Here is a 12,676-nt window from a genome sequence, read left to right as displayed (position 1 = left end):
GACCATGAATACACCTCCCTTCATTCGGCGGCGCCAGAAGCGCACAGCAGGTTTCACGCTCATCGAATTGATGATCGTGGTGGCGATCATCGGCATCCTTGCCGCAATCGCTTACCCAGCCTATACCGAGCAGGTGCGCCGCAGCCGACGCTCTGATGCGCAGACGGTGCTGCTGGAGGCGGCACAGGCCATGCAGCGTCTGTACGTGGCGCGCAGTTCATTTGTCGACACAGAGACGGCGACCGAGCTGCTTCGGGGGGCAGGCCTGCTCCAGGCGCCGAAGGGGGCGGCAACAAAGACCTATTCAATCAGCGTCGAGGTCGACGAGGACACCGCACGGACATTCACGCTGACGGCCAGTCCGGAAATTGCTGACGGTGGTTGCGGCGACTTGACGCTGACCCATACAGGTGCCAAGGACTCCTCAGTCGGCGACACCGCCGACTGCTGGAAGTAGCCGCGGGCCGCCCATTCCGCTGACGAACAAACGGCTGCCAAGGGCAGCCGTTTTCCGTTCATATCTCCTTGATCAGGCGGCTGAACTCATCCACATCTTCAAAGCTTCGATAGACCGAAGCAAAGCGGACGTAAGCGACCTTGTCCAGGCGCTTGAGTTCGCGCATCACCAGCTCGCCGATGCGGGTGGATGCGATTTCGCGTTGGCCGCTGGCGAGGAGTTTGTCCTGGATGCGTTCGATGGCCGCATCGACTTGCTCGATGCTGACTTGGCGCTTGCGCAGCGCCAAGGTCATCGAAGCGCGCAGCTTGGCCGGGTCGAACTCGACCCGTGCGCCACTGCGCTTGACGATCGCCGGCAGGGCGATCTCGGCGCGCTCGTAGGTCGTGAAGCGTTTGTCGCACTTGGTGCACTTGCGCCGACGCCGCACCACGTCGCCCTCGTCGGACTCCCGGGTCTCGACGACCTGGGTTTCGACGTGGGCGCAGTAGGGGCAGCGCATGGTGGCAGTGCGTGATCAGTGCGACAAGACTCGGCCGCGAATGATTGCGGTCAACGGTAGACCGGGAAATCGCGTGTCAGTGCGGCGACCTTGTCGCGCACGCGGGCGATGTTGGCTTCGTCGTGCGGGTTGTCCAGCACGTCGGCGATCAAGTTGGCAGTGTCGCGCGCCTGCTCTTCCTTGAAGCCGCGCGTGGTCATCGCCGGGCTGCCCAGGCGGATGCCGCTGGTCACCATCGGCTTCTGTGGGTCGTTCGGGATGCCATTCTTGTTGCAGGTCATGTGCGCGGCACCCAGGATCGCCTCGGCTTCCTTGCCTGTCAGGTTCTTGGGACGCAGGTCGACCAGCATCACGTGGCTTTCGGTGCGGCCGCTGACGATGCGCAGGCCACGCTCGGTCAGCGTGTCGGCCAGCACCTTGGCGTTGGCCAGCACCTGCTGCTGATAGACCTTGAAATCGGGGTTGAGGGCTTCCTTGAATGCCACCGCCTTGCCGGCGATCACGTGCATCAGTGGACCCCCCTGGATCCCCGGGAAGATGGCGCTGTTGATCTTCTTGGCAATCGCCTCATCGTTCATCAGCACGATGCCACCACGCGGGCCACGCAGGCTCTTGTGGGTGGTGGAGGTCACCACGTCGGCATGCGGGACCGGGTTCGGGTAGACGCCGGCGGCAATCAGGCCGGCGTAGTGGGCCATGTCGACCATGAAGTAGGCGCCGATCGCTTTGGCCACCTTGGCAAAGCGTTCGAAGTCGATGCGCAAACTGTAGGCCGAGGCGCCGGCGATGATCAGCTTCGGCTTGTGCTCGTGCGCCAGGCGCTCCATCGCGTCGTAGTCGATGGCTTCGTTGGCATCCAGCCCGTAGCTGACGACCTTGAACCACTTGCCGCTCATGTTGAGCGCCATGCCGTGGGTCAGGTGGCCGCCTTCCGCGAGGCTCATGCCCATGATGGTGTCGCCGGGCTGCAGCAGGCCGAAAAAGACGGCCTGGTTGGCTTGTGAACCGGAGTTCGCCTGCACGTTGGCGAACTGGGCGCCGTAAAGCTGCTTCAGGCGTTCGATCGCCAGCTGCTCGACGACATCGACATATTCACAGCCGCCGTAGTACCGCTTGCCGGGGTAGCCCTCGGCGTACTTGTTGGTCAGCTGGGAGCCTTGGGCGGCCATCACGGCCGGCGAGGTGTAGTTTTCCGAGGCGATGAGCTCGATGTGCTCTTCTTGCCGGCGGTTTTCGGCCTGGATGGCGGCCCAAATATCGGGGTCGACGTTGGCGATCGTCGATTGCGAGCGGTCGAACATGGGAGGCTTCCTTCAAGTCGGGGCGGTTGCACCTGCGCAGGCTGTTTCGGCATCGCGAAACAAACCAGAGGTTGCCCAGGCGAACGGCTGTTCAAGGCAGCAGGGTTGCCGCCCCGCGCTTCCCGGTGGTGATCCACCTCGCGGCGACCACCAGAGCCGAGGATTCGGTCGGCGGCGCCCCTATCGCCAGTTGCGCGTCGAGCCTAGTGTATCCCGCGACGGGCCGTGACTTGCGGCACTGGCGGGCCGCTGTGCATCATCAGCGGGCCAGGGCGACCTGCTCATGGTCAGGCTTGGGTTTGGGGCTCGGTGCTTCTTCGGTGCCATTCGTCGCAGCAGCGGCGGAAGCTGCACCCGCATTGGGTGCCGTGGCCGCCACGGCGGGCGTCACGACGGTGGGTATCGTCACGGGCACTTGCTGCCCGGCGGCCACGCGCATCATGTGACGCTGCTCAGCCAGCACCTTCGCGGCATAGCCGCCATCGTCGTCCATGTTGCCGCTGCCGACATAGAACTTCAGCCCGGCTTCCAGGCTGCCGGCGCGCGAAATGCATTCCTTCAGCACCTGGACGCCCACGCGCAAGTTGGTTACTGGATCAAAGGCGGTCAACGCGCCACCAAAAGCCTCGTACTTCTGGTTGTGAACGCGCGTCATCACCTGCATCAGCCCTTGTGCGCCCACCGGGCTTTGGGCAAACGGGTTGAAGCTGGATTCGATGGCGACAATGGCCAGGATCAGCGTCGGCTCCAGGCTCGCACGCTGGCCCACTTGCCAGGCTTCTTGCACCAGGCGCGCCACCGGCTCTGGCGCCACCCGGTAGCGGCGAGACAGCCACGTGGCCACCGCCGCCTGCTGGCGGTTCAATCCCGCAGGGTCCGCGGCCAGGGCTTTGGCCAAGGCCGCACTGTCGGCGTCATCCGGTTCCGCGATGTAGTCGCCGTCTTCGGCGCGGGCGCTGTGGCGCTGCTGCAGCCAATCCAGGGCTTGCTGTTCGACGCTGGCGCGCAGATCGGCGCGGCCGGCGGCGAAGATGCTCAGTGCGACGACCAGCAGGCCGACCAAAGCGAGCATGTTGTGGCTGACCTCCAGCAGGCCGTTGCCGACGTCGCGCAGAAAGATGCTGCTCGATCGACAGGCGGCCTGGGCCATGCGCAGCCACCACTGGGGCTCGTTCATGTCCATCCTTCCTCTCTCCCACCAAGCTGGCGGCGCGGCGGGCTGGGCCCGGCCCCGCGCCGAAGGCGCTGGTGATAATCGGCTGCCACCTCGCAAAGGTGCGCTGTGTTGAGCGCGCCGGCGGCAGAGCGGGGCGTTTACCTTGACTCGGCGCCCCAACGGGTGGCGCGGGTAAACCCTGGTTACGGTTGTTGCGGCGGATTTTAGGAAGTCGACTAATAACCAGTCAAGTATATGAATGCTTTGTCTAATTACTAATTGATATGAAATACAGGGATTTGCGGGGCTTCATGGACGGGCTGGAGCGCCTGGGCGAGCTGCGCCGGGTGTCCGCAGCCGTGTCACCGCACCTCGAGATGACAGCCCTGGCGGACCAGGTGCTGCGAGCTGCTGGCCCGGCATTGCTGCTGGAAAACGTCCCTGGATACGAGATGCCGGCGTTGGTCAACCTCTTCGGGACACCCCGGCGGGTGGCGTTGGGAATGGGAGCCGACGCTGTCACCGAATTGCGTGACGTGGGACGGCTGCTGGCGGCGCTCAAAGAACCGGAACCCCCTAATTCGTTGAGGGAGGCCGGCAAGCTTTGGGACATGGCCAAGGCGGTTTGGGACATGAAACCGGCCCGAGTCAGTTCCCCGCCATGTCAAGAAGTGGTGGTCGCCGGGCCAGACATCGATCTCGGACGCTGGCCGATCCAGTTCTGTTGGCCGGGGGACGCCGGCCCGCTGATCACCTGGGGGCTGGTCATCACCCGCGGGCCGCGGCAGGTGCCGCGGCCGCGATTGCGGCAGAACCTGGGCATCTATCGCCAACAGGTGATAGGCAAGCGCCAGGTCATCATGCGCTGGCTCGCCCACCGCGGCGGAGCGCTCGACTTTCGAGACTTCGCGCGCGTGAACCCGGGCCAGCCATTCCCCATCGCCGTGGCGCTCGGTGCTGACCCGGCGACGACATTGGGCGCCGTCACGCCGGTGCCCGACAGCCTGTCCGAATACCAGTTCGCCGGTCTGTTGCGGGGTGGCCGCACCGAGTTGGCCGACAGCGCGGTGGGTGAGGGCGACTTGAAGTTGCAGGTGCCCGCGCGCGCCGAGTTGGTTCTCGAAGGGCACATCCCGCCGGCCGAAGCCGGTTACCAGGGGCACAGCGAACAAGGCGTGCCGTTGCGAGAGATCGGCGGCTACCTGCACGCCCTCGAAGGCCCGTTTGGTGACCACACCGGTTATTACAACGAGAAGGACTGGTTCCCGGTGTTCGAGCTGAGCCGGCTCACTCACCGGCGTGATCCGATCTTCCACTCCACCTACACCGGCAAGCCGCCTGACGAACCGGCGGTGCTGGGCGTGGCCTTGAACGAGGTCTTCGTCCCGATCCTGCAAAAGCAGTTTCCGGAGATCACCGACTTCTATCTGCCGCCCGAGGGCTGCAGCTACCGCTTGGCCGTGATCGCCATCAAGAAGAGCTATCCCGGCCACGCCAAGCGCCTGATGTTCGGCCTGTGGAGCTTTCTGCGCCAGTTCATGTACACCAAGTTCATCGTCGTGACGGATGACGACGTGGACATCCGCGACTGGAAGGAAGTGATCTGGGCGATCACGACCCGGATGGACCCTTTGCGCGACACGACCCTGGTTGGCGAAACGCCGATCGATTACCTCGACTTCGCATCGCCCGTCAGCGGGCTTGGCGGCAAGATGGGTCTGGATGCGACGAACAAGTGGCCGGGTGAAACCAACCGCGAATGGGGGCGCACCATCACGATGGATGCGGCGGTTCAAGCCCGCATGGCCGGCATCGTCGAAGGGCTGCTGAAGCAGTGATCAGTCTCTGATCCACCGGGCGTGGACGCCGTACAGCCCCACTGGATGAGCGTGTAAAGATGCTTGCCCATGCCGTGGGGCTGTCGCACACTGACCCCGCCTCCATGAGGCAACACCCTGTAAGCGCAATTCCCGCGCCTACGGAGCCCCGGCTTACTTCCCTGCCGGAGCCCCACTGAGTGGCATTGCCACTCACAGGCCCCTCCGCCCGAAAGGGTCAGGAGGGGCTTCGTCTTTGGGGCCTCTGTTTCATGTGCTCACGCAGTGCTCGGCCACAATCAGGGCCCCCTGAATTTCGCGCTGTGTTTGCCGATGCCCTTGCTGTCGATGCCTGCTCTGATGCGAATGGCTCTGCTGACACGCGGTCGGCGTTGGCTGGTGGGTTGGGGCGCGGCGGTGGCACTGACCCTGTTGTTGGCGTGGCTGATCTTGCCGCTGTGGCTGCGCGGTTTCGCGCAGGAACGAGCCTCGCTGTTATTGGGGCGCAGCGTGATCATCGAAGCGCTGCACATCAACCCGCTGACGTTGACGGTGAGTGTCGACGGGCTGGTGATCGGCGGGCCACCTAAGGCTTCAACTGCACCCGCCAGTCCGCTGTTTCGCCTCGCGCACGGTGAGCTGAATGTCGAGTTGCGCAGCCTGTGGCGACGCGCGCCGGTGGTCGGGGCCATTGAGCTGCAATCGCCCGAGCTGAATGTCGCCCGCCTGGCCGACGGCCGCTATGACATCGACGATCTGTTGACTCGCTTCAACCCGCCAACCGGGCCCGACAAGGAGCCGCAACGCTTTGCGCTTTACAACCTGCGCATCAGCGACGGCCACATCCGCTTCGATGACCGACCCAAGGCGCGAGTGCATGAGGTCACGCAGATCGAGCTGGGGGTGCCCTTCCTGTCGAACCTCGAAGACGCCGTCGACGTCAAGGTCGAGCCGCACTTGTCGTTCCGCGCCGACGACACGAACTTCGACACCGGTGCGCAGGCAACACTCTTTGCGCCCGAGCGTGCAGGCGTGTTCATGCTGAAGACGGGTGACATCGACCTGGGCGATTGGTTGCCGTACCTGCCCGCCGGTCTCCCGCTGCGCCCCGTTGCAGGGGCGGTGGCGCTGGACCTGACGTTGCAGTTCAAGGCACCGGCCGGTGGCAGCCTCGATGTGTCCCTTCGCGGTGGCGTTCGCGCGAAGTCGATCCGGCTGGAGGATGCTGCCCACGCACCATTGGCGGAACTGGGCGAGTTGGCGCTGCAGATCGCCGACGTTCAACCGCTTCGTCGCCAGGCGTCGCTCAGCGCCGTGGACGTCGACGGGCTGGTGCTGCATGCGGGGCGTGATGGGCGTGGCCGCCTCAGCCTGCCTTCCTCCGGCGCGCCTGCTGCCGGCGTCGAAGCGGCGGCAGCGCCCCCCTGGCAAGTGGCACTGGCCAAGTTGGTCGTGCGCAACTCCGAGGTCCGATGGCATGACGTGTCGGTCCAGCCGAAAGCGCAGTGGGCCGCCGAATCGTTGCAGCTGCAGCTTGACAACCTGCGCTGGCCGCCAACGGAAGGTGCACCACCCGCTCGGCTGAGCGCAAGTGCCACGCTGTCGAACGCTGCCGCAGCGCCATCTGCCGCGGCGTCGGCGCCGCAATGGCAGCTGGACGGCGAATGGACGGCTACGGGTGGCCAGTTGCGGGCGCGGGGCCACGCGTGGCCATTGGCCTGGGCGGCGCCATACATCAACCAGCGCTTGAAGCCGCGGTTGGATGGCCGTCTCGGCTTCGAAGCGACTGCCAAGTGGCAAGGTGAACCGGGCGCCCAGCCGCCGGTGCTTCAGGTGTCAGGCCTGCAGGTCGACGACTTTGCGGCCACCGAGCCGGGTGAGCGGGAAGCCTCGGCGGCTTGGAAGCAATTGCGCCTGACCGACATGGTGATCGACCCTGCGCAACACCGCGTTGCGCTTGGTCGACTGGCCTGGGACCAGCCCGTCTTGCGCGCCCGCCGCGACGCTGCCGGCGAGATCGACCTGGCGCAATGGTGGGCGGCCACATCGTCAGAGGCACCCGCCGACGCTCCTGCGTCAGTGCCCTGGCAAGTGCGTTTGCAGGAGGCCGCTGTCGACGGTGGCAAGCTCAGCTGGCAAGACGCGGCCATGCCCAACACTGAGCCGGTGGCTTTGGACCTGCAGCGCTTGAAGCTGAATGCCCAGGCCTTGCAATGGCCCGCCACGGCCGGCTCGACCTCGCGCTGGCAACTCAGCGTCCAGGTGCCCGTCGCGGGCAGCGGGGCGCCCGCGGGCACCCTCAGCTTTCAGGGGGACATCGGCTTCGCGCCTGTGACATGGCGGGGCACTGCCAGCCTGGTGCGCTTCCCATTGCAAGCGGTGGCCCCCTTCGCGGGGGCCTCGCTGCCTGTCGCCGTGGGGCGGGCCGATGCAGGCTGGGCTGGCCAGGTGTCCGGTGGTTGGGCGCCCGATGGCTTGAGCCTGGCGCTCAAGGGGGAAGGGCGGTTGACGGATCTGCGGCTGTACCCGCGCGGCGCTGCCGGCGTGGGGGCCGACGAGCTTCTCAGCTGGCAATCGCTGGAGCTGCCGGGGATGCAGGTGGCCTTGAGCCCTGGCAAGCGGCCTCGTGTCGAGTTGGGCGAAGCACGGTTGACCGATTTCTATGCGCAACTGATGGTCAACGAGGCCGGGCGGTTCAACCTGACTGACCTGAACGCAGCGCCCGCTCGCGCGCAGGCGCTGCCGACCGCGGCCCCGGCCGCTCCTGCCAGCGCCGCCGAGCAGCCCGAATTCCCCATCGACCTGATCGTCGCAGGCGTGCAGCTGAAGAACGGCCGCGTCGATTTCTCGGATCACTTCGTGCGGCCCAACTACAGCGCAGCCTTGTCCGATCTGCAGGGCAAGCTGGGCGGGTTTCGCAGCGGCAGCCGCGAGATGGCGACGCTCGATCTGAGCGGCCGCGTCGCCGGCACGGCTCCGCTGGAAGTGCACGGTGCCCTGAACCCGACAGCCCGTCCGCCGGCGATGGATGTGCAGGCTCGCGCCAGCGACCTCGAGCTCGTGCCGCTATCGCCCTATGCCGGCAAATATGCGGGCTACGCGATCGAGCGCGGCAAGTTGACGATGGATGTGAGCTACCAGATCGGTGCCGATGGCCGGCTCGATGCGGCGAACCAGATCGTGCTGAACCAGCTCACTTTCGGTGAACGCATCGACAGCCCCGATGCGACGAAGCTGCCGGTGCAACTGGCGGTGGCGCTGCTGAAAGACCGCGATGGCGTGATCAACCTGAACCTGCCGATCGGCGGCTCGCTCAACGACCCGGAGTTCAGCATCGGCGGCGTGGTGCTGAAGCTGGTCGGCAATCTGCTGGCCAAGGCGGTCACGGCGCCATTCGCGCTGCTGTCAGGCGGCGGCGGCGAGGATCTCAGCGTTGTCGAGTTCCAGCCCGGCGGCACACGCCTGGCCGATACGGCTGCGCCAGTGCTCGACAAGGTGGCGAAGGCACTGACCGAGCGGCCGGGCTTGCGGCTGACCGTGACGGCATCGGCCGATCTGCAGGGGGAGCGCGAGGCGATGCAGGCAGCGTGGCTGGACGAACGACTGACTGCCGAACTGCACAAGGACAAGCCACGTGCCGGCGAGCCGCACACGGCGGACGCTGCGTTGCCCGCCGTGCTGCCACCCGGCGAACGTGAGCGTCTGGTTCGTCGCCTTTACAGCGACGCCAAGCTGCCGAACAAGCCGCGCAATCTGGTCGGGCTGGCGAAAGACATCCCGGTGCCGGAGATGGAGGCCCTGCTGCGCGCATCGCATGTCGTCAGCGCCGACAATGCCCGCCAGCTGGCCATGCAGCGGGGCTTGGCAGTGCGCGACGCGTTGATCGCCAAGGGCTTGCCCGATGAGCGCTTGTTCCTCGCGGCGCCGAAGCTGCAGCCGGCCGGCGAAGACGATCGGCACGGGACCCCGCATGTGCAGCTGGGCCTGGGAACGCACTGAAGACTTCGCGCTCTGATCACCATGGCGACTGGCCACCACGGCAAAGGATGCATCACGATGAGCACTGAAACAATCACCCTGGCCGGCGGCTGCTTCTGGTGCCTCGAGGCGGTGTACGAGCAAGTGCGCGGCGTCATTGGCGTCGAATCGGGCTACAGCAACGGGCAGGTGCTGAACCCGAGCTACGAGCAGGTCTGCCAGGGCGACACCGGCCATGCCGAGGTGGTGAGGATCGAATTCGACCCGGCGTTGGTGAGCCTGCGCGAGCTGCTGGAAGTGTTCTTCAGCATCCATGACCCGACGACCCGCGATCGGCAGGGCAACGACGTGGGGCCGCAGTACCGCTCGGGCATCTACACCCACGACGATGCTCAGGCCGAAGTGGCGCGCGAGGTGCTGGCCGAGGTCAACGCCGCCACCGGCAACCGTGCAGTCACCGAACTCGAGCCGGTGGCCAATTACTGGCGCGCCGAGGCGTACCACCAGCACTATTTCGAGCAGCATCCGGGGCAAGGCTACTGCGCGGTTGTCGTGGCGCCCAAGGTCGAGAAGTTTCGCCACAGCTTCACCCGGCTGATGAAGGCGGCTTAGCGCCGGGCGTGTCGGTAGCGGCATCGCCGCTACACTGCCTGCGGGGTGCTGCGCCCGCCACGAACCGGCTGCCCCGTTGTTCATGATCGAAGTCCCTTCGGCCACCGAACCTGACGCGCAGGCGCTGCTGTGTGCCGCCGGGCGCCTGGGCCGGATTTGGCAGGAGCCGGCCACCGGCGCAGAGGGTTGGGACGACGCCACGTTCCGCATGCTCGGGCTCGACCCGGCGCATGGCGTGCCCGTCGGCGGCCTGTTCAGTCGTCTGCACCCCCAGGATGCCAAGCGGGTGCAGGGGGCTTGGCCCGGCCCGATACCTTCGCTGTCGCACATCGCTTCACCCGCCACCGTGCGCTGCCGCATTCTGCGGCCCGACGGCGTGGTCCGCCACCTGCAGCTGCTGGATGCAACCCCGGCCACTGAAGAGGCGCCTTCGACGTTGTTGCGCTGGACGCTGGTCATCGACGACACCGATGCGGTCGATGCGTATCGCGAGCAATGGGACATCGAAAGCGTGACCGGCCGAGCCTTGACGATGGCGGGCATCTCGCTGTGGGACATCGACCTGGCGGCCCAGCGAGTCTTCTACAGCCAGCAGGGGTTTCGCATCCTCGGCGTCGACAGGCAGCCGCAGGGCGTGCGCCTGGCCGAGGTACGCGCCGCCATCCACCCCGAAGATCGTGTGCTGATCGAGCAGGCCGCTGAAGAGGCGATCCGAACCGACCGCCCGGTCGACGCGGTGGCGCGCTACCGCGACGCGGCCGGTGAGTACAAGCACCTGCTGACCCGACGCTATCGCGTATGCGACGACCATGGCCGCACGGTGGCGTTGCGCGGCATGTCTCTGGACGTGAGCGAGCTGGTGCGCGAGCGCGAGCGGTCGCTGTCGCTGCTCGAACGCATGCAGATGGTGGCAGAGACCATCGGCGTCGGTTTCTGGTGGCGTGATCTCGACGCCGGCATCTTCGAGTGGGACGAACAGATGTACCGCATGCACCACCGCCAGCCGGCCGAAGGCCCACCCAGCCTGGACGAGTGGATCAGTCGCCACGTGCACCCGGCCGACCGCGGCTGGATGGCGGCGCGCCAGGAGGTGCACCACCACCAGTGGACGCCGGCGTCGGACGTCACTTTCCGGACCCTGGCGCCCGACGGCAGTGAACGCTGGATCCAGTCGTGGACGCGCCGGCTGATGCGCCATGGCCACCGCGTGTCGCTCGGCATCCATGTCGACATCACTGAGCGCCGGCGCGCCGAGCAGCGTGCCGAGCTGGAGCGCCAGCGCGACCAGTTTGCGATCGAAGCTGCCGGCATCGGGGTGTGGGAGCGCCGTGCGTCGGACGGCATGCCGGTCTACTGGAGCCCGACGATGTACCGCCTGCGCGGCCTGGATGTCGACGACCCGCGCCCGCTGCAGGACATCGTCGACTCGACGATGAAGCCGGAGGTCGATGCCGAGGCCGTGCGGCGGCTCCAGCACTGCGTCGCCACCGGCGAGCGTTTCGCGTTCGAGTTCGAGGTGACCTGGCCGGACGGTACGGTGCGTTGGCTCTCGTCCAATGGACGGGCGGTGCGTGACGCACAGGGCCATGCGGTGGTGGTGGCCGGCGTCAACGTCGACATCACCGAGCGCCGCCGCATGGAGCAACTCGCCCGCGAGCGGGACCGGGCGCAGCAGGCGAGCGCGGCCAAGTCCGAGCTGATGGCGCGCGTCAGCCACGAACTGCGCACGCCGATGAATGCCGTGCTGGGCTTTGCCGACCTGATGGCGCACGACGTGGCACTGCCGGCTGCGCAGGCCGAGCGCCTGGCGCGCATCCGTTCGGCCGGCACTCATCTGCTGGGGTTGATCGACGACCTGTTGGAGCTGTCGCGCGCCGACCAGGGGGGCCGTGCGATGGATGTGCAGGCGGTGTCGCTGGCCGAGGTGCTGCAGGACGCCCTGCCCTGGGTCGCAACATTGGCCGCCCAATCGGGCGTCCAGGTGGTGGCGGACGGCGTGGCTTCCGATGCGGCCGTCCTGGCCGATCGGCGCCGGCTCGGCCAAGTGTTGATCAACCTGTTGACCAACGGCATCAAGTACAACCAGCCGGGCGGCCGCGTCTGGCTCGATCTGCGACCAACGCAGCTGTCCGGACAGCCGGCGTGGGAGCTGACGGTGCATGACGATGGCCGTGGCCTGTCGCCCGAGCAGCTGCAGCGTCTGTTCGAGCCTTTCAACCGCCTGGGCGCCGAGCGTGAGGGCATTCCCGGCACCGGCATCGGGCTGAGCATCGTGCAGCAACTGGTCGCCGGCATGGGCGGTGAGCTGTTGGTCGACAGCCGCTTGGGCGAGGGCAGCCGTTTCGCGGTGCGGCTTGCGGCTGCTGTCACGCAGGCATTGCCCGTGGCCGCCATCGCGGCAGCACCGGACGAGGCACCTTCCGCGGCCCGCGCGGCCACGACGAGCGCGCCTTCGGATGCCGCGCCGACCTTGCGCGTGCTCTACATCGAAGACAACCCGGTCAACGAGATGCTGGTGCGCGAAATGCTCGGCTTGCGGCCCGGCATCGTGCTGGACAGCGCCCCCGATGGCGGCAGCGGTATACGCCAGGCCTTGGCCGGCGCACCGGACCTGATCCTGCTCGACCTGCAGTTGCCGGACATGAACGGCATCGAGGTGATGAAACGCCTGCGGCACGAACCGTCACTGTCGAGCTGCCGTTTCGTCGCCTTGTCGGCCAACGCCATGCCTGAAGATGTGTCGCAGGCCCTGGCCGCAGGGTTCAACGAGTACTGGACCAAGCCGCTGAACCTGCAGCAGTTCCTGGCCGACATGGATGCACTGACCAAGCGGCTGGGGCGCGCCTGACCGGT

The 12,676-nt window shown here is 66.6% G+C and carries 8 protein-coding genes and 1 riboswitch; of the genes, 5 read left to right on the top strand and 3 right to left on the bottom strand.

Features of this window, described 5'->3' with window-relative positions:
- Positions 1–4: 4 nt before the first annotated feature.
- A complete protein-coding gene (locus VFY73_RS20700; RefSeq protein WP_329722335.1) occupies positions 5–457 on the top strand; it encodes a type IV pilin protein in 453 nt (150 codons plus the stop codon).
- A gap of 58 nt (positions 458–515) precedes the next feature.
- Here the strand turns inward: VFY73_RS20700 and nrdR are convergent, their stop codons facing one another.
- The 3 genes from nrdR to VFY73_RS20685 all read right to left on the bottom strand — a co-directional run bounded on the left by nrdR (position 516) and on the right by VFY73_RS20685 (position 3,437).
- On the bottom strand, positions 516–959 hold the full coding sequence (gene nrdR, locus VFY73_RS20695; protein WP_329722333.1) for a transcriptional regulator NrdR: 444 nt from the start codon (positions 957–959) through the stop codon (positions 516–518).
- A 50-nt stretch (positions 960–1,009) separates the two neighbouring features.
- Positions 1,010–2,260 (bottom strand): serine hydroxymethyltransferase, encoded by a 1,251-nt coding sequence (gene glyA / locus VFY73_RS20690; RefSeq protein WP_329722331.1) that lies wholly within the window; start codon positions 2,258–2,260, stop codon positions 1,010–1,012.
- A gap of 66 nt (positions 2,261–2,326) precedes the next feature.
- A riboswitch (ZMP/ZTP riboswitch) is annotated at positions 2,327–2,464 on the bottom strand.
- Between the two features lie 55 nt (positions 2,465–2,519).
- A complete protein-coding gene (locus VFY73_RS20685; RefSeq protein WP_414654503.1) occupies positions 2,520–3,437 on the bottom strand; it encodes a transglycosylase SLT domain-containing protein in 918 nt (305 codons plus the stop codon).
- 263 nt (positions 3,438–3,700) lie between these two features.
- Here VFY73_RS20685 and VFY73_RS20680 point away from each other — a divergent pair, with 263 nt between their 5' ends.
- The 4 genes from VFY73_RS20680 (at position 3,701) to VFY73_RS20665 (ending at position 12,671) form a co-directional block, all read left to right on the top strand.
- Positions 3,701–5,254, top strand: coding sequence for a UbiD family decarboxylase domain-containing protein (locus VFY73_RS20680; protein ID WP_329722329.1), 1,554 nt, complete (start codon positions 3,701–3,703; stop codon positions 5,252–5,254).
- A 345-nt stretch (positions 5,255–5,599) separates the two neighbouring features.
- On the top strand, positions 5,600–9,232 hold the full coding sequence (locus VFY73_RS20675; protein WP_329722327.1) for a DUF748 domain-containing protein: 3,633 nt from the start codon (positions 5,600–5,602) through the stop codon (positions 9,230–9,232).
- A 57-nt stretch (positions 9,233–9,289) separates the two neighbouring features.
- Positions 9,290–9,823, top strand: a complete 534-nt coding sequence (msrA, locus tag VFY73_RS20670; RefSeq protein ID WP_329722325.1) for a peptide-methionine (S)-S-oxide reductase MsrA — start codon at positions 9,290–9,292, stop codon at positions 9,821–9,823.
- Positions 9,824–9,905: 82 nt separating this feature from the next.
- Complete coding sequence (locus tag VFY73_RS20665) at positions 9,906–12,671, top strand: PAS domain-containing protein (RefSeq protein WP_329722323.1); 2,766 nt, start codon at positions 9,906–9,908, stop codon at positions 12,669–12,671.
- The last annotated feature ends 5 nt before the right edge of the window (positions 12,672–12,676 follow it).

This window comes from Ideonella sp. (assembly GCF_036277275.1).
GTDB lineage: Bacteria > Pseudomonadota > Gammaproteobacteria > Burkholderiales > Burkholderiaceae_C > Ideonella.
Note: the sequence above shows the minus strand (reverse complement) of the source record. Positions and strands in the feature narration are given on the sequence as shown.